10 protein-coding genes and 1 pseudogene are annotated in these 18,061 nt (G+C 73.2%); 3 read left to right on the forward strand and 8 right to left on the reverse strand.

The window, feature by feature from the left end; genetic code table 11:
* Positions 1-28: 28 nt before the first annotated feature.
* Complete coding sequence (locus ACQEVZ_RS23475) at positions 29-2,107, forward strand: hypothetical protein (RefSeq protein ID WP_433369881.1); 2,079 nt, start codon at positions 29-31, stop codon at positions 2,105-2,107.
* Positions 2,108-2,217: 110 nt separating this feature from the next.
* On the opposite strand, the gene folE is transcribed toward ACQEVZ_RS23475, so the two are convergent.
* The 7 genes and pseudogenes from folE to dacB all read right to left on the reverse strand — a co-directional run bounded on the left by folE (position 2,218) and on the right by dacB (position 11,443).
* Positions 2,218-2,835 carry a GTP cyclohydrolase I FolE gene (gene folE / locus ACQEVZ_RS23480; protein WP_344514130.1) on the reverse strand — a complete coding sequence of 206 codons (618 nt, stop codon included), beginning with the start codon at positions 2,833-2,835 and terminating at the stop codon, positions 2,218-2,220.
* 92 nt (positions 2,836-2,927) lie between these two features.
* Positions 2,928-4,931 carry an ATP-dependent zinc metalloprotease FtsH gene (gene ftsH, locus ACQEVZ_RS23485; RefSeq protein WP_360564292.1) on the reverse strand — a complete coding sequence of 668 codons (2,004 nt, stop codon included), beginning with the start codon at positions 4,929-4,931 and terminating at the stop codon, positions 2,928-2,930.
* A gap of 211 nt (positions 4,932-5,142) precedes the next feature.
* Positions 5,143-5,718 carry a hypoxanthine phosphoribosyltransferase gene (gene hpt, locus ACQEVZ_RS23490; RefSeq protein ID WP_344514126.1) on the reverse strand — a complete coding sequence of 192 codons (576 nt, stop codon included), beginning with the start codon at positions 5,716-5,718 and terminating at the stop codon, positions 5,143-5,145.
* A 66-nt stretch (positions 5,719-5,784) separates the two neighbouring features.
* The gene (locus ACQEVZ_RS23495) at positions 5,785-7,404 is read right to left on the reverse strand and encodes a gamma-glutamyltransferase family protein (RefSeq protein ID WP_354889059.1); all 1,620 of its coding nucleotides are present in this window, start codon (positions 7,402-7,404) and stop codon (positions 5,785-5,787) included.
* Between the two features lie 9 nt (positions 7,405-7,413).
* Positions 7,414-8,382 carry a tRNA lysidine(34) synthetase TilS gene (gene tilS, locus ACQEVZ_RS23500; RefSeq protein ID WP_433369887.1) on the reverse strand — a complete coding sequence of 323 codons (969 nt, stop codon included), beginning with the start codon at positions 8,380-8,382 and terminating at the stop codon, positions 7,414-7,416.
* Positions 8,383-8,852: 470 nt separating this feature from the next.
* Positions 8,853-9,896: pseudogene (locus ACQEVZ_RS23505) on the reverse strand (zinc-dependent metalloprotease); the annotation flags it as partial.
* A 74-nt stretch (positions 9,897-9,970) separates the two neighbouring features.
* Positions 9,971-11,443, reverse strand: coding sequence for a D-alanyl-D-alanine carboxypeptidase/D-alanyl-D-alanine endopeptidase (dacB, locus tag ACQEVZ_RS23510; protein ID WP_425552453.1), 1,473 nt, complete (start codon positions 11,441-11,443; stop codon positions 9,971-9,973).
* Positions 11,444-11,446: 3 nt separating this feature from the next.
* Here dacB and ACQEVZ_RS23515 point away from each other — a divergent pair, with 3 nt between their 5' ends.
* Complete coding sequence (locus tag ACQEVZ_RS23515) at positions 11,447-11,986, forward strand: inorganic diphosphatase (RefSeq protein WP_433369890.1); 540 nt, start codon at positions 11,447-11,449, stop codon at positions 11,984-11,986.
* Positions 11,987-12,360: 374 nt separating this feature from the next.
* Here the strand turns inward: ACQEVZ_RS23515 and eccCa are convergent, their stop codons facing one another.
* A complete protein-coding gene (gene eccCa, locus ACQEVZ_RS23520; protein WP_433369893.1) occupies positions 12,361-16,428 on the reverse strand; it encodes a type VII secretion protein EccCa in 4,068 nt (1,355 codons plus the stop codon).
* Between the two features lie 129 nt (positions 16,429-16,557).
* Here eccCa and eccD point away from each other — a divergent pair, with 129 nt between their 5' ends.
* Positions 16,558-17,892 carry a type VII secretion integral membrane protein EccD gene (eccD, locus tag ACQEVZ_RS23525; RefSeq protein ID WP_433369896.1) on the forward strand — a complete coding sequence of 445 codons (1,335 nt, stop codon included), beginning with the start codon at positions 16,558-16,560 and terminating at the stop codon, positions 17,890-17,892.
* Positions 17,893-18,061: the final 169 nt, after the last annotated feature.

An 18,061-nucleotide genomic window follows, 5' to 3' on the forward strand; every position in this document is an offset into this window, starting at 1 on the left:
TGGATCGGAGCGGGCGGAAAGGGGCACGGTGGCACGGCTGCGGGCACGGATCGAGCGAGCGGCAGCGCTGCACCGGCACACCGCTGCGCTGGTCGCCGCCGCCGGGCCGATCCTCGATGGTTACTCGCCCAGTGCGGCGCCGACGGAGCAGTACGCGGAGCAGCACGACCTGACCGCCGGGCTGCGGGCCGACGCGAACCTGCTGGCGCCCGGCTGGCTCGGGGCACAGCTGGACGCGCTCTCGCCCACCACGCCGCTCGGGGGGCCGCTGCCGCCGACGTTCGTGCGGGTCGGGCAGGCGCATCCGCTGGACGACGCGCGGTTCCCGGTGGTGGTGCCGTTGCTCCGGGCGGGGCACATCGCCATCGACGCCGATGCGAGGGACAGCCGGGTCGCGGGGTTGCTGCGCAGTCTGGTGCTGCGGCTGCTGGCTTCGTCGCCGCCGGGTTCGGTGCGGATTCGAGCGGTGGACGCGGTCGAGGAAGGGTCCACGTTCGGATGGTTCGCCGGCATCGAGTCGATCATGCCGCCGCCGGCGACCGATGCGGAGGGTCTTCGCGCGGTACTGGATGAGGGCGAGCACTGGCTCGCCGCCCGCACGGACGGTGCCGGGCCGACGCTGCTGATCGTGATCGCGTCGCTGCCGGAGCTGACGGAGGGCCGGGACCTGGCCAGGATCGCGGGGCTGGCGCACGCGGGTCCGGCGGGCCGGCTGCACCTGATCGCCGCGGGCTGGCCGCCGCCGCCGCTGACGGCGGAGACCACGCAAGCACCGTTGCCGCACGCGACGCAGATCGCCATCCGCAACCCGCATGCCTGGGTGGGCGATCCGCCGGGCGCGACGTTCTCAGGCACCGGCGTCACGCCCGGGAGGCTCAACGCCCCGGTGTACCTCGACCCTGAACCGCCCGCGGATCTGGTACGCCGGGTCTGCGCCCAGCTTGTCGGCCCTTGGACCACGCCACCCGCCCCGGTCGGTGAGCCGAGCCGCACGGCCTGGCTCAACTACGTCGCCGCCGGGCAGCGGCTGGACACGGTCCGGCGCGAGGTGATCGCCGTCGTCGCGGAGCACAAGGCGGCGCTGAAGGCCGCCCGCGACGACCTCGCCGCGATCCGGGCGAAGCTCGCCCACCACCAGGCGTACCTGACGGAGGTCGCCCGCGAGGTCGGTGGCCGCCCGTTCGACGTGGTGCCGAGCTGGCAGGAGACGCAGACCGCGGCCTCGGTGCTGACCGGCGCGGCCCAGCCCGGCGGCCGCCGCAGGAGCGCGCCGCAGCAGGCCCCCCGCACGACGGCCCCGGTGAGCTCCCCACCGGCCCCACCGTCGTCACCAGCGCCAGCCGGACCCGCGGGCGCGGTCCCGCCGGTGACGGGCAACCTGTACATGGGCAGCACCGCCGGCAACACGGGCGCGATCATGGGCCCGTACCAGACCTACCCTGGCGCGCTGAACAGCCCCACGGGCGCCCAGCCCGTCTACCGGCCCCCGGGCGGCGCGCTGAACGGCCCCACCGGAGCCCAACCCGTCTACCGCCCGCCGGTCAGCGGCGTCCCCGCCCGTCCGCAGAGTCCGGGTCAGGGTCCGGCGCAGGCGAAGAGCCCGGCTCAGGTCAGCGGCGGCCCCGTGCGCCCCGCGGCCGTCAGCGGCGTGCCGGTCTCCGTTGCGGGCGGCGCGAGCGGTACGGGTGCTGTACGCCCCCAGAGCCCTCCAGCGCCCGAATCGCTGCCGGGGAGGGTGTCCCATGCCCTCCGCGTGGCGGCGGCCGGTCTGAAGCAGTCTGAGGCGGCGCTGGCCGCCCCCGGCAGGTCCGACACCGCCTCCAGCACCAGGGTCTGGATCAACGCCGCGGTCTATTTCACGTTCGCTGTGCTCGCCGCCGTCGTACAGGTGCCGACGCTGCTGGCGGGCGAGCGGTTCGACGAGATCAGCCTTCTGGCGCTGCCGTGTGCTCTGGTACTGCCGGCCCTCGCCTTCGCCCTGGGCTGGCTGACGATCGGCGCGACGACCCGCCGCCCGACCTCCAGAACGCCCGTCATGGGTATGGCGATCAGCCTCCTCGCCCTGATTCCCATGATCGTCTTCGCCGGCGTGCTCTTCCTGGGCTGACACCCCTCACGAGCCCCGCCGGGAAGCCAAGCGCCGCGCCGGTCAGCGCCCGCAGGAAACACAAAGCCCGGCCACCAAGCGGCGACCGGGCTCACAGCAGCACCTGGGCGCTAGCCGCTCAGAATCAGCGACATCGCCTCGGCGCGGGACTTGGCGTCGTCGCGGAGCAGGCCGCGGACCGCCGACGTGATCGTCCGCGAGCCGCCCTTCTGGATGCCCCGCATCGACATGCACATGTGGGCGCACTCGATGACCACGATGACGCCGCGCGGGTTGAGCTCCTCCATCAACCGGTCGGCGATCTGCGCGGTGAGCCGCTCCTGCACCTGCGGCCGCCGCGCGTACACCTCGACCAGCCGCGCCAGCTTCGACAGCCCCGTGATGCGGCCGTCGTGGCCCGGGATGTAGCCGATGTGCGCGACGCCGTGGAACGGCAGCAGGTGGTGCTCGCACATCGACATGACCTCGATGTCGCGGACAAGGACGAGCTCCTCGTGGTCCGCCTCGAAGGTCGTGGAGAGGACCGTGGCGGGGTCGACCCGCAGCCCGGCGAAGAGCTCGGCGTAGGCCCGGGCGACCCGGCCGGGCGTCTTGCGCAGCCCGTCGCGGTCGGGGTCCTCGCCGACGGCGATGAGGATCTCGCGGACGGCGGCCTCGATGCGCTTCAGGTCGACGTTGCGCTCGACCTCCACACCTCCGAGCTTCCCGCTGACGAGGCGGGCGGCCACATGGTCGAGCTCGCCACTGAGGAAGGGCTCCGTGGAAACACCGAACCCGGCGCCATCGTCATCGGCGTCGGGCTCGGTGCTGCTGATCTCGTTCAGTTCTTGCCGTCCGTGGTCTCGCCGCCGCTGGTGATCCGCACGTGGTCACCATCGCCGTTCACCCCGACGGGCGTCCCGAGCTCGGCACCGTTGGCGCCGGCCTCCAGAGCCCTCCGCCGGCGGCCGTTGCCGCTGTACGGCGCCATCGGCGGCCGCTTCACGACGCGGGCGCAGATGCGCGCCATGTCGTTCTGCGAGATGGTCTCCTTCTCGAACAGCTCCTCGACGATCTGGTCCAGGACGTCCCGGTACTCGACCAGGATCTCCCACGCCTCGTCGTGTGCGATCTCGATGAGGGCGCGCATCTCGCCGTCGATCTCGGCCGCGACCTTCTCCGAGTAGTCCCGCTCGTGGCCCATGGTCCGGCCGAGGAACGGCTCGCCGTCGCCCACGCCGTACTTGACGGCGCCGAGCTTGGAGCTCATGCCGTACTCCGTGATCATGGAGCGGGCGAGCGCGGTCGCCTTCTCGATGTCGTTGCCGGCGCCGGTGGTCGGCTCGTGGAAGACGAGCTCCTCGGCGGCCCGGCCACCCAGCGCGTAGGCAAGGGTGTCGATCATCTCGGAGCGGGTCTGCGTGTACTTGTCCTCGGTCGGCAGGACCAGCGTGTGCCCCAGCGAACGGCCACGGGACAGGATCGTCACCTTGTGCACCGGCGCCGAGTGCGGCAGCGCCCAGGCGACCAGCGCGTGGCCGCCCTCGTGGTAGGCGGTGACCTTCTTCTCGTGGTCGCTCATGATGCGGGTGCGCCGCTCGGGGCCGGCGATCACCCGGTCGATGGCCTCTTCGAGGTAGTCGTTGGTGATCGCGCGCTTCTCGCTGCGGGCGGTGAGCAGCGCCGACTCGTTGATGACGTTGGCCAGGTCCGCACCGGTGAAGCCGGGCGTGCGGCGGGCGACCGAGTCGAGGTCGACGTCGGGCGTGAAGGGCTTGCCCTTCGCGTGCACCCGGAGGATGGCCTTGCGGCCCTCCATGTCGGGCCGGTCGACGGCGATCTGCCGGTCGAAGCGGCCCGGGCGCAGCAGCGCGGGGTCGAGGATGTCGGGCCGGTTGGTCGCGGCGATCAGGATCACGCCGCCCTTGGTGTCGAAGCCGTCCATCTCGACGAGGAGCTGGTTGAGGGTCTGCTCGCGCTCGTCGTGACCGCCGCCCATGCCGGCGCCGCGGTGACGGCCGACGGCGTCGATCTCGTCGACGAAGACGATGGCGGGCGCGTTGGCCTTGGCCTGCTCGAACAGGTCACGGACCCGGGAGGCGCCGACACCGACGAACATCTCGACGAAGTCCGAGCCGGAGATCGAGTAGAACGGCACGCCGGCCTCGCCTGCGACGGCGCGGGCCAGCAGCGTCTTACCGGTGCCGGGCGGGCCGTAGAGCAGGACGCCCTTCGGGATCTTGGCGCCGAGGGCCTGGTACTTCGCCGGTGCCTGCAGGAAGTCCTTGATCTCGTGCAGCTCTTCGACGGCCTCGTCGGAGCCGGCCACGTCGGCGAAGGTCGTCTTCGGCGTGTCCTTGGAGATCAGCTTGGCCTTCGACTTGCCGAAGTTGAGCACCCGCGAGCCGCCGCCCTGCATCTGCGACATGAAGAGCAGCAGGAGGACGACCAGCACCGCGATCGGCAGCAGGTTGATCAGCAGGCTGACGAAGATATTGTCCTGCGTGACATTGACGTTGTACTGGTCGAGCTTCTTAGCCGCCTGCAGCTCGTTGAGCTCATTCTGCAGGTCGTTGGCCGACCGGGCGGTGAACTGGGTCTCGACCTTGTCGGTCTTGGAACCCTTGATCGACTCCTTCGTCTTCAGGTCAAGCTTGAGCGTCTGCTCCTTGTCCTGAATCACCGCCTTCTTGGCCTTGCCCTCGCGCAACAAGGCAAGCACCTGCGATGTGTCCGCCTTCGTGTAGCTGGGGCCGGACGTGAAGAGGGAGCTAAGGATGATCGCACCGATGATCACCACAAGGATCCAGACCACCGGCCGGCGGAACAAACGGGTACGTTCCATGTTGTCGTCGAGCGCACGCGGCGCCCGGCCCCTCCATCCGTAAGACCGCTGACCGCGCCGGACCCAGTGTGCCGACGCGATGTCGAAAGCGTCGACAGAATGGCCTAGTTGACGCTCGCGACCATTTGACGGTACACCGTGGCACCGACAGTCGCGGATCGGCGTGGGCCGGGACGGAGATGCTCCCAGCAGACTCCCAGGAAGTGCGGGGTCAGCCGCGGCCGTACACCGACGGCTTCAGGACACCGACAAAGGGCAGGTCACGGTAGCGCTCGGCGTAGTCGAGCCCGTATCCGACCACGAATTCGCTAGGGATGTCGAAGCCGACATACCGCACAGGGACGTTCACTCTCAGCGCATCGGGCTTGCGCAGCAGCGCCACCACCTCGACCTGGGCCGCGGAGCGGCTCTCGAGGTACTTCAGCAACCAGGACAGCGTGAGGCCGGAGTCGACGATGTCCTCGACGACGATCACGTGCCGGTCGGTGATGTCGCGGTCCAGGTCCTTGAGGATGCGGACGACCCCGGACGAGGTCGTGCCCTGCCCGTACGACGAGACGGCCATGAACTCGAGCTCCACGGGCGGGCCGACCCGGCCCAGCGCGCGGGCGAAGTCCGCCATGAACATGACGGCGCCCTTGAGCACCCCGACCAGGAGGATCGACTTGGCGTCGGCGTGGTCCGCCGCCACCTGCTTGGCGAGCTCCGCCGTCTTGTCGCGGATCTGCTCCTCGCTGATGATCACGTGGTCGATGTCGGACGCGTGCCAGGTGCTGCCGTCGGCCATGGATCTAGCCTGCCGTATCGGCCCTCCCGGATCGACGGCGGGTCACCCTCAAGGAGACATCCGCCATCAATAGCCCAGTGCCGCGCCGTCGGCCCGCGGCTCGGAGCCCGCCACGTAACCGGACGGTGTGCGCCAGATCGCCTGTCCGTAGCCGAAGGCGCCCTGCTCGTCGACGATGCGCACCCGGTGACCGCGCCGTCGCAGGTCGTCCGCGGCGCCGGCGAGGCCGGACTCGAGCCGCACGTCCAGCCCCGTGTGCCAGTACCAGCGCGGCCGGTCGAGCGACGCCTGTGGATCCAGCAGGTCGTCGACGGTCGACCGGACCACCTGCACGTGGCCTTGTGGCTGCATGTGGCCACCCATCACGCCGAACGGCCCGACCGGCGCTCCGTCCCTGGTCAGGAAGCCCGGGATGATCGTGTGGAACGGCCTGCGCCGCGGTCCGACCTCGTTCGGGTGACCCTCGGCAAGCACGAACCCGGCACCCCGGTTCTGCAGGCTGAAGCCGGTGCCCGGCACGACCACGTGCGAGCCGAAGCCCATGTAGTTCGACTGGATCAGGCTGACCATGCGGCCGTCGGCGTCCGCGGTGCAGAGGTAGACCGTCCCGCCCCGCGCGGGATCGCCGGGCGGGTGCTCCGCGGCGTCCTCGCCGATCATCTCCCGCCGCTTCGCCAGATAGTCCTCCGTGAGCAGCGGCGGCCACTGTACAGCCGGCGAAGGGTCGCCCACGTAAGCATGGGCGTCGGCGAACCCGAGCTTGACCGCCTCGATCTGCCGGTGCAGGTCAGCGGCGCCGCCGGCCCCGAAGCCGTCGAGGATGCCGAGCGCCTGCAGCGCCACGATGCCCTGGCCGTTCGGGGGCAGCTCCCAGACGTCGTGTCCGCGGTACCGGACGGACAGCGGCTCGACCCAGAGCGACGCGTGCTCCGCCAGGTCGGCCTCCCGCAGCAGCCCACCGGTCCGCTCGGCGTGCGCCACCATCCGCTCGGCCAGCTCACCGCGGTAGAACGTGGCACCTCCGGTGGCCGCGATCGCACGCAGCGTGCGGGCGGCGTCCGGGTTGCTGAACCGCTCCCCCGCCCGCGGCGCCCGGCCGCCGAGCGTGAAGACGCGGCCCCACTCGGCGAACTCCTCGCCGGACAGCCCCGCGTGGACGGCCTCGACCGCGCGGTCCCAGTGGTGCGCGACGGTCGGCGAGACCCCGTAGCCGCGCTCGGCGTAGGCGATCGCGTCGTCGAACAGGTCCGCGAACGGCAGCGACCCGAAGCGTTCGTGCAGGTCGTGCCAGCCCGCCGGGGCGCCGGGCACGGTCACGGGCAGCCAGCCGCGGGCCGGCATGACCTGCGCCGCGACGGCCTGCGCGCCGCCGAGCGCGGCAGTGGCCCGAGCGGCCGGGTCGCGCTCGACGACGAGGTCGCGGGTCAGCAGCGCCGGCGACCGGCCGGACGCGTTCAGCCCGTGCAGCCGCTCGCCGTCCCACACCAGCGCGAACAGGTCACTGCCGATGTCGTTGGACCCCGGCTGCAGCACCGTCAGCGCCACGGCGGTCGCGATCGCCGCGTCGACGGCGTTGCCGCCCCTGCGCAGCACCGCCAGCCCGGCCGACGCCGCGAGCGGCTGGGTGGTCGCCACGACACCGCGCGGCGCGTACACCGGCCGGCGCGGATGCAGGTCCTTTGACATCTGTGGATCTTACGTGATCCGCCGCAGCCTGCCGCCCTGGCGGGCGACCCGCAGGCCACCCGGCAGCGCCGCGGGCCCCTGCCCGTGCCAGTCGGTGACCAGCGCGTCCATGGCGACCACGTGGCGGTGGGAGAGCGCCCCGCCGGAGACCCCGAGCCGCCGCGCCCACGAGTGCAGCACCCGCGTCCGTACCGGCGCCGGGAGCCGCTCCAGCTGGGCGATGTCGAGCTCGTCCGCCCCCGTCGCCGCCTTCTCGAACGCGTCCGACGCCAGTTCGTCGAGGTGCGCGGTGTCGGCCGCGATCAGCGCCGCCGTGCGGGCCAGATTGTCGATCACCGCCGGTCCGAGCGCCGCCACCAGCGGCCGCACCCGCGACCTGGCGAACGCGTGATCCGTGTTGTGCGGGTCCTCCCACGGCGTCAGCCCCGCCACCTCGCACGCGGCCCTGGTGTCGGCCCGTGTCACGTCCAGCAGCGGCCGGGCGAACAGCACGCCCTGCCGCTCCCGCCTGGCCGGCATCCCGGCGATCCCGCGCGGCCCGGCACCCCTGGTCAGCGCCAGCAGCACCGTCTCGGCCTGGTCGTCGCGGGTGTGGCCGAGCAGGACCAGCACCGCCCGGTGCGACTTCGCGGCGGCGACCAGCGCCGCATACCGCGCGTTGCGGGCGGACGCCTCGGGCCCTCCGTGCCCGGCGACCTTGACCGTCCGCACGTCCACCGGGTCGAACTCGTGGTCTCTCGCCCACGCCGCGAGCCTGGCCGCGCGCTCCCCCGACCCGGCCTGCAGGCCATGGTCGACGGTCACCAGCCCGCAGCGCACCCGCAGCCGGGCGGTGACGAACCTGGCCGCCACCGCCAGCGCCAGCGAGTCGGCGCCGCCGGAGCAGGCGACCAGCACCGTGTCGCCGGCCGCCACGTCGCCCAGGCTGCGCCGGACCGCGGCACGCACCGCCGCCACAGCCGGCGGGAGCGCGGCCACCTCGATCAGCCGGTGGCGTCGGGCTTGGCCGGCTGCTCCTGCGCGCCCTCGTCTCCTGCTGCCGCCTGGCTGCCGCCCTGCTTGGCGACCAGCGGCTCCACCTCGGCAGGCTCCGCCTCGGCGTCCTCGCCGGTCCCTTCCGAGGACCCGCCGACCGGCTCTGCCACCGTCTTGGTGGTCGCCGCGGCAGCCCCGTCACCCGGGGCAGCCGTCGTCGCGGGCGTGACCGGGGCGGCCGTCGTCGTGGGCGGGGCCGTGACCTCTTCCACGGACAGGCCCGCAACCTCGGTGGCGTCCGCGATCCCCGCCTCCGCCGGCGCCGTCTCGGCGGGCTCCGGCACCGTCGGCACGGGCGCCGGGGGCGCCTCGACCACGCCGGCCTTCGCGGGCGAACCCTCCGTCACCGGGGGCGCCGCGGCGGCCGCCGGCGGGGCGGGCGGCGAGACCATGGGCCGGTGCAGCGCGCTCGACCCGTGCACCCGCACCACCCAGGCGTCGGGGTCGCTGAGCTCGTCGAGCCGCGGGATGGTCAGCGGCGACTGCCAGATCTTGTTGAAGCCGTCCATGCCGACGCGCTCCACGACCGCGTGGACGAACTTGCGGCCCTCGGCATACTGGCGCATCTTCACGTCGACACCGAGCAGCTTGCGCAGCACCCGGTCGAGCGGGTTGGCGGCCGCTTCGCGGCGCCGGTTGAACTTGGCCCGGATGTCCTCGACGGACGGCACCACGTCGGGGCCGACGCCGTCCATGACGAACTCGGCGTGCCCCTCCAGGACGGTCATCAGGGCGGTGAGCCGGTCGAGCACGGCCCGCTGGCCGGGCGTCTGGACCAGGTCGAGCACCGACACCTTGCTGTTGGGGTCGCGGACCACGTCGGCGAGGGCGCCGATGCCGCGCCGCAGCCGCTCGGCGAGCTGGTCCTGGTTGAGCTGCGACGCGTCCACGAACGCGCCGACCTCGCCCAGGAAGTAGCCCCGCATCCAGGGCACGGCGGTGAACTGGACCCGGTGGGTGACCTCGTGCAGGCACACCCAGAGCCGGAAGTCGCGCGGCTCGGCACCGAGCCGGCGCTCCGCCTCGACGATGTTGGGGGCGACCAGGAGCAGCTGGCCGGGGTCGACGGAGAACACCTCATACTGTCCGAGCACCTTGCCGGACAGATACGCCAGCACGGTGCCGGCCTGCACGCCGGTGAACCGTGACCCGATCGCGCTGGCGACCGGCCCCGGCTGCTTGCCGCCGGCGAGCCGCTCCGCGAGCGGCTGGATCACCTGCCGCAGGCCCTCGATGTTGGTCGCCGCCCAGTCGCGGCGGTCGACGATCCGCACCGGCGGAGCGATGACCTTCGTGCGCAGGCCGGTGAAGGAGCTGACGTGCTCGGTCGCCTCGTCCGCCAGCCCCCGGAGGTTGGTGACTGCGGCGGCGGCCTCCTCGTAGGACACGGCAGGGCCGCTCTTGCCCAACGCCGCGGCGGTTGCAGCGGCCAGATCCCAATCGACGAACTGCGCCATGCACCCACCGTACCCGCGCCGGACCACCGGCTGCTGCTGAGAAGACCCGGAGTCGACCCGTAGCGACGGGCCGACTACCGACAGCCACAAGCGGCGAGCGCGGCAGCGACCCGGTCGAGCGCGACCACTGCCTTGTCCCGGTCGGTGGTCGCGTCGGCCATGAACGCGAAGGCGAGCGTCCGCCCGTCCGCGTCCACGACGATGCCCGCCAGCGAGTTGACCCCGGTCAGTGTGCCCGTCTTGGCCCGGACCAAACCCGCGGCGCCCGCCCCTTCCTGCGTTTTGACGAACCGTCCGGTGAGGGTTCCGCTGTACCCGGCGACCGGGAGCCCGCCGAAGATGCCGTGCAGGTCGGCGCGGTCGGAACGCGCGGACATCGCCAGCAGGGTGGTCAGCAGCGCCGGGGACAGCCGGTCGTTGCGGGAGAACCCGCTGCCGTCGACCAGCCCGTACCCGGTCACGGGCACGTTCAGCTCCTCCAGCACCATCCGCATCGCGGCGGCGCCGCCCTCGAACGACGCGGGCTGGTTCTTGGCGAGCGCGACCTGCCTGGCCAGGATGTCGGCGAGCACGTTGTCGCTCTGCAGCAGCATGGACTCGACGAGCCGCACCATCGGCGCCGACTCGACCTTGCCGAGCTCCTTGGCACCGGCCGGCGCGGTGCCTGCGACGGCCGCGGTGGCCGGCAGGCCGAGCATCTTGGCGAACGCCTGCGCCGCCTGCACGTCCGGCTGCGGGTACCGCTTGGCGTACTGGCCACCGTTGGGCCGGCCGCCCTCGGTCATCAGCGGGGTGATCACCGCGCCGGACCCTTCGGTGGTGGCGTCGGCGTCCCAGCCGGGTCCGATGCCGGAACCGACGAAGAGGGACATGTCGTACACCACCTTCGTCGGCGCGGTGTCGCCCAGCGACTTCTTCACCTGAGCGGCGAGGTCGTCGAGCCGAGCGGCGCCCGGGTAATACGGCGTCTGGAACACCGCGAGCGTCGGGTCGCCGCCGCCGATCAGCACGACCTCGCCGGGTTGCGCGCCGGCCACGACACGGGTCGGGATGCGGTACGCGGGCCCACGCGCGGCGAGCGCCGTCACAGCCGTCACGACCTTCGTCGTCGACGCCGGCGTCATGGCCGCGTCGGGCTCCGAGGAGTACAGGACCTGCCCGGTCGCCACGTCCACGACGGAGGCGGTGATGTGCGGGCCGAGCGCGGGCGCGGTCAGCAGCGACCCGATGGCGGCCTTCACCCCGTCCGGCGACGGCAGCGGGGCCTGGCTGTCCATCGCCGCCAGTACGGCCGGCGGCAGCTCCGGGGTGACCCCGGCGGTCCACTTGGCCTGTTCGTCCGATCCCACGAGTCCCAGCAGGCGGATGGTCTGCGGTCCGGCGTACACCGAACCGAGCGCGGCGACGAGCGCCACGACCAGCGCGACGGCCGCGACGACAGAGCCCAGCTGTGGTCTTTCCCTCGCCAACCGACCCTCCCCGTTCTTCACCGTGGTGCTGTCAGGGAGACTAATGGTCGGCGCAGCGGTGCGAGGGTGAGGAGTCATCAGATGGACTTCGACGTGACGGTCGAAATCCCGAAAGGTCAACGCAACAAGTACGAGGTTGACCATGCGACCGGCCGGATCCGGCTCGACAGGACGCTGTTCACCTCGACGCAGTACCCGGCCGACTACGGCTTCATCGAGGGCACACTCGGCCAGGACGAGGACCCGCTCGACGCGCTGGTGCTGGTGCAGGCGCCGACGTTCCCGGGCTGCCTGATCCGCTCCCGGGCGATCGGCATGTTCCGGATGACGGACGAGAAGGGCGGCGACGACAAGGTCCTCTGCGTGCCGGCCGAAGACCCGCGCCTGGAGCACCTCCGCGACATCCACCACCTCGGCGAGTTCGACCGGCTGGAGATCCAGCACTTCTTCGAGGTCTACAAGGACCTGGAGCCGGGCAAGAGCGTCGAGGGCGCGACGTGGGTCGGACGGGTCGAGGCCGAGGCCGAGATCGCCGCTTCCCGCAAGCGCTACCAGGAGGCGGTCGCCAACGGCACCTACCACGACCCGGGCGTCGCCCCCAACGCGCACCCGACCGAATAGCCCCTTTTCGCCCGCCTCGACGCGCGGAACTCCGCCCGCGTCGAGGGGCGAAACCCCAGCCCACGTCCACGAGCGGACCTGAGCGTGCCCTGACGGGCGAGCTCAGCTCCCGCATCGAGACAGGGCCCCGCGTCGACACGGAACCACGACCCGTGTCGACGCACGGAAACCGAAGCCGCGCCGACACCCGGCGCCAACCCCGTCGACGCGCCACGAACGTCGACGCCAGGGCAGCCTCGACGACCAGGCCGGCGCACTCGACCCGCATCCATGCGGAGTCCGGCCCGTGCCGACCCGCGGAACTCAGCCGCGCTGAGGTCCGACGCTCAGCCGCTTCTCGATGCGGAACTGAGCCCGCGGCGACGCCCCGAAGCTCAGTCAGTCTCGACGTGCGCGACCTGCACCAGACGCGCGCCGTCGCGGCGGGTGACCAACCACCCCCGTCCGGGCGGCAGCGGGCCGGGACGGAGGTTGCCGAGCAGCGCCCCCTCCTCCCGGTCCCCGGACAGCAGCAGCCCCGGCGACGAGAGCTCCCGCAACCGCTGCAGCACCGGCTCGAACAGGGCCCGTGCGGCGCCGCCGCTGCGCCGGGCCACGACCAGGTGCAGGCCGATGTCGCGGGCCTGGGCGAGGTACGGCAGCAACGGCTCGATCGGATTGCCCGACCCGACGGCGACCAGGTCGTAGTCGTCGACCAGCACGAAACACTCCGGCCCGGTCCACCAGCCGCGGCTGCGCAGCTGCTCCTGGGTCACGCCGGGGCCGGGCAGCCGCCGCTGCATGTACGAGGCGACCGAGGCGATCAGCTCCTCGGTCTCCTGCCCGCCGGTGCCGTCGCCGATGAGGTGCTCGGTGCTCACCGCGCCGAGCAGGCTGCGCCGGTGGTCGACGAGCACGATCCGCGCCTCCTCGGGCGTGAACCGCTCGGTGATCGTCGTGGCCAGCCCGCGCAGCAGCGTCGACTTGCCCGACCCGGCGTCGCCGAACACCAGCAGGTGCGGCTCCGCGCCGAAGTCGACCAGCGCCGGGCGCAGGTCCGACTCGGCGATGCCGACCGGCAGGTCCAGCGGCTGGCCGGGCTCGGCGGCGGCCGTCATCGCCGCGTGCGGCACCAGGCTCGGCAGCAGACGCACGCGCGGCGCCGGCGGCCCGTCCCATGCCGCCGCGACCGCCCTGACCAGGCCGGCCTGGTCGCCGCCGGTCAGTGAGGGCAGCGCGACCAGCAGGTGCAGCCCGTCGGCGGTTACGCCCCGGCCGGGCGACTCCTTCGGCACGTTCGCCGCGGCCTTGCGCGAGGCGTGCGAGTCGCTGTCGTCGCCGAGGCGCAGCTCGATCCGGGAGCCGAGCAGGTCCCGCAGCGCCGGCCGGAAGTCCATCCATCGCGACGCGGACGCGGCCACATGGATGCCGTACGAGAGGCCACGGGTCGCGATGTCGGTGATCGTGCCCTCAAGGTCCTCGTACTCGCCGCGGACGGTCGCCCACCCGTCGATCACCAGGAACACGTCACCCCACGGGTCGTCGCCCCACAGCCCATCGCCTGACGGAACGTCGCCGGCCGAAGGTGCACCCGACCAGAGTTCGCCCGACGAGGGTTCGCCTGACGGGAGTTCGCCTGACGAGACGTCGGCCGGCGGGCCGCCGGGCGCGACGCCGGCCCGGTGGCGGCGATACGTGGCCATGCTGTCGATGCCGGCCTCCGCGAACCGCCGCTCCCGATCGGTGAGCAGCGCGGCGACCTCGCCGACGGTGCGGCGGACCGCGGCCGGGTCGAGCCGGCCCGCGACCCCGCCGACGTGCGGGAGGTCGCGGAGCCCGAGCAGCTGCCCGCCGCCGAAGTCGAGGCAGTACACCTGGACCTCGACCGGCGTGTGGGTCAGCGCGAGCGCCGCGATCAGCGTGCGCAGCGCCACCGACTTGCCGCTCTGCGTGCCGCCGACGACCGCCACGTGTCCGTTGGCGCTGTCGAGGTTGAGCCACAGCACCTCGCGGCGCTGCACCAGCGGCTTGTCGACGACCGCGACCGGCACCTGCAACGCCCCTCGCAGCCGGGGATCTGTGACCGCCAGCCCGCGCCCCGGCTCGGGTGCGACCGGGCCCAGCAGCTCGTCCAGCGGCGGCGACGCGCTGAGCGGCGGCAGCCACACCTGGTGCGCGGGAACGCCCTGCCCGACCAGCCGGTCGACGAGGATCTCGAGCAGGCTGGCGGTGGCGGCCGGCTCGTCGGTCGCGTCGGGCCGCGCGACCGGCGGCGGCACGAACCGCGTGTCATACGCCGTGACCCGCCGACCGTCGCCGTCGGCACCCGGCCTGCGGCGCCGCCGGTGCGCGCCCGACACGTACGCCGTCTTGAACCTGGCCAGCGGCTCGGTGCCGGCCTTCAGGTAGCCGTGCCCGGGCGATCGCGGCAGCTCATACGCGTCGGGGACGCCGAGCACCGTGCGCGACTCCAGCGACGAGAACGTCCGCAGCCCGATCCGATACGACAGGTGCGTGTCGAGCCCGCGCAGCCGCCCCTCCTCGAGCCGCTGCGACGCCAGCAGCAGGTGCACGCCCAGCGACCTGCCGACCCGCCCGATCTGCACGAACAGGTCGATGAACTCGGGCTTCGCCTCCAGCAGCTCGCTGAACTCGTCGCAGATCACCAGCAGGCTCGGCAGCGGCGCGAGCGGCGCCCCACCGGCGCGGGCGCGCTCGTAGTCGCGGAGCGAGTCGTAGTCACCCGCGCGCCGCAGCACCTCCTGCCGCCGCACGACCTCGCCGTTGATCGCGTCGGTCATGCGGTCGACCAGCGGCAGCTCCGCCTCCAGATTGGTGATGAACGCGGCGACGTGCGGCAGGCGGTCCAGCCGCGCGAACGTCGCGCCGCCCTTGAAGTCGATCAGCACGAAGTTGAGCGTCTCCGACGAGTGCGTCGCGGCCAGGCCCAGCACCAGCGTGCGCAGCAGCTCCGACTTGCCGGACCCGGTCGCGCCGATGAGCAGCCCGTGCGGCCCCATCCCGTCCTGCGCGGACTCCTTCAGGTCGAGCTCCACCGGCTGCCCCTGCGGCCCCACCCCGATCGGCACCCGCAGCCGGTCCCGGTGCGGGCGCGGCGCCCACGCCCTCGCCACGTCGAGCGACCACGGGTCGTCCAGCGCCAGCATCGCCGCCAGGTCCGCACCGGTGTCCCCTCTGGCGTTTTCCTCGTCGGTACGACCAGCGACCGCCAACCGCAACGGAGCCAACCGGCGGGCGATCGCTTCGACCTCGGCGGTGGTGAGCTGGTCGGGCACGCCGATGGACTCGCCCGGCACCACGGGGTCGCCGCCGGTCGGCACCGACGTCGTCACCAGCCGGCCGCCGGACGGGTCGAGCACGATCGCGGTCCGATCGGGCAGCCGCGCCGGCGCGCCGCCCAGGTCGATCAGGGTGACCCCGTCGACGCCGCCGTCGGTGCCGAGGTGGGCGCTGCCGGCCAGGTCCCCGCCGTCGAGCACGACGACGATGTGCGGCGACGAGCGGTGCGCCGCCGCCCGGTCGGGCGCGAACCTTCCCCGGTTGGCGAGCAGGTCGTCGAGAAGGCCCTCCAGCTCGACGGCGGAGTCCGCGACGAGCCGGACCGGCCCGACCGCGTCGGTGCGGGTCGGGTGCATCGCGTGCGGCAACCACTTCGTCCACTCCCACCGCTCCCGGCGGTCGGTCGCGGCGCACACCGCCACCAGCAGGTCCTCCGGCGCGTGGAAGACGACCAGTTGCGCCAGCACGGCCCGTACCAAAGCTGCTGACGCCTCATCGGGAGCCTCTGCGCTCAGATGGATGCGGGCGAAGCTGCGCAGCGAGATCGCGACCGGCAGGTCCGGCACCACCGAGCAGGCGTCGAGGAAGCGGCGCAGCGCCCCGGCCGTCAGCGGCTCCAGATCCTCCAGCGGCCCGGTCAGGGGCGGGTGCAGCGGCGTGGCCAGGGTCTGCGGGCCGACCGCCACGCGCACGACCGCGAAGTCACCGTCGGCCGGGCGGCGCTCCCAAAGCCGGAAGCTGTCCACCGTCGACCACAGCGAACCCGGATCGGGATGCCGGTAGTGCAGGCCCGTGCGCTGCTTCTCCGCCGTGTCGCGGACCTGTCGCCGCAGCGACGCGAGGTGGCGCAGATAGTCACGACGCGCCGCCATCATCTGCGCCTTCTTGGGCCCGCTGCCCGCGCCGGCCGAGGTCAGCAGCATGCCCAGCGTCGAGAAGCCGAAGACCGCCCCGATCACGTAGGAGTAGGTGCCACCGTCACGCCCGGCGAACAGCAGCGCGGTCGCCAGCGTGCCGGTCAGCATCGGCACCACCTGGACCATCTGCTGCCAGCGCGACGGCGGCGCCGGCGGGATCTCGGGCGGCGCCTGGACAACCAGCTCACCGCTCGGGATCTCGGGCGCGGGGCGCCGAGGCAACCGATTGACGACGATCGTGCTCACGCCAGGCACTGTAAGACCTGCACGAGCAGCGTGGGACGAGGTTGCATCGAGAGTTACATCTCAGTCACACAACGTGCGATCCGAGGTCGCGGGGCGCCATCGCGGCATCGATCGTGGTACCCCTGAGGCATGCCCGCAGCATCCCCTGGCCTGGCCCGCGTGACGATCAACTCGCCCCAGCGGCGCGTCGACGTCGCGCTGCCCGACGGCGTCCCGCTGGCCGAGCTGCTGCCCGAGTTGCTGCAGCACGCGGGGGTCGGCCTCGCCGACGACGGCGAGCGGCACGGCGGGTGGCTCCTGCGCCGCGGCGACGGCACCGCGCTGTCCACCACCACCGGCCTGGCCGGTCAGGAGGTCCGCGACGGCGCCGTCCTGCACCTGGTCCCGGCCCGGTCGAGCTGGCCCGATCCCGAGTTCGACGACGTGGTCGACGCGATCGCCGCCGGCGCCCGCCGCCAGGGCGTCGCCTGGAACCCGGCCGCGACACGGGCCGCCGCGCTCACCGCCGCCGGCGCCGGCCTGGCCGTCGTCCTCGTCGCCACGGTCCGCGGCGACCTGCCGCTGGTCGCGGCGATCGCCGCGCTGGTCCTCGTCCTCACCGGCACCGTCGCGTCCAGGGCCTATGGCGACGCCCTGACCGGCGCGGTCGTGGCCGCGTCCGGGCTGCCGTTCGCGGCCGCGTTCGGCTGGCTCAGCGCCCCGCCGCTCACCGACGCCGCCGGGCGCGTCCTGCTGGCCTCCACGGCACTCCTCGTCATCTCGCTGCTCGCCGGCGCCGGCGTCGCGCACCTGCTCCGGCTCTTCGTCGCCGCGGCGACCGCCGCGCTGCTCGGCGCCGGGGGCGCGTTCCTGGCCGTGCAGCTGCGCCCGGCCGCGGCGGCCGCCGTCGTCCTCGCGGTCGTCGTGGCCGGCGTCGCGGGCACTCCGCTGCTCGCCATCAGGCTGGGCAAGCTGCCCATGCCGGTCGTCGCCCTGCCCGGCGACCTCACCGCGACCGGCGCGGGCCTCGGGACGCCACCGGACCGCGACCGCGTCTTCGCGGCCGTCGCCCGCACCGACGAGATGCTCACCGGCATGCTGCTGGGCTCGGCCCTCGCCGCGGGCGTCGCCGCCGCCGTGCTCACCCACTCCCGCGATTTGTCCGGCCTGGTGCTGGTCGCGGTCGCCGGCGTGGCGCTGGTGCTGCGCGCCCGGATGTTCGTCACGGTGCGCCACCGTGTGCCGTTACTCGCGGCGGGCGGGTGCGCCCTGGTCGCGCTCGCCCTGTCCGCTCCGCCGGGGGCGGTGCTGACGTCGCTGATCGCGGCGGCGGCGCTGGGCACCGCGCTGGTGGGAGCGCGTGCGGCGTTGCGGCCGTTGTCGCCGTACGCGGGCCGCGCCGCCGACATCCTCGACGTCCTCTGCCTGGTGTCGGCGATCCCGCTGGCCTGCGCCGTCCTGGGTCTCTATGGCCTCCTCCGGTGAGACGCATCGCCCTGTACGGGGCCGCTGACGTGAGAGGACGCACCGGCCGGTACGCGGGCTGCTGACGCACCGGCCAGTACGCGCGCCGCTGACGGTGAGGACACACCGACCGGCACGCTGGCCGGTGAAGGGGCCGCTGACAGGCCGCTGACGGTGAGGACGCACCGAC

Source organism: Dactylosporangium sp. CA-152071 (assembly GCF_050936335.1).
GTDB classification, from domain to species: Bacteria; Actinomycetota; Actinomycetes; order Mycobacteriales; family Micromonosporaceae; genus Dactylosporangium; species Dactylosporangium maewongense.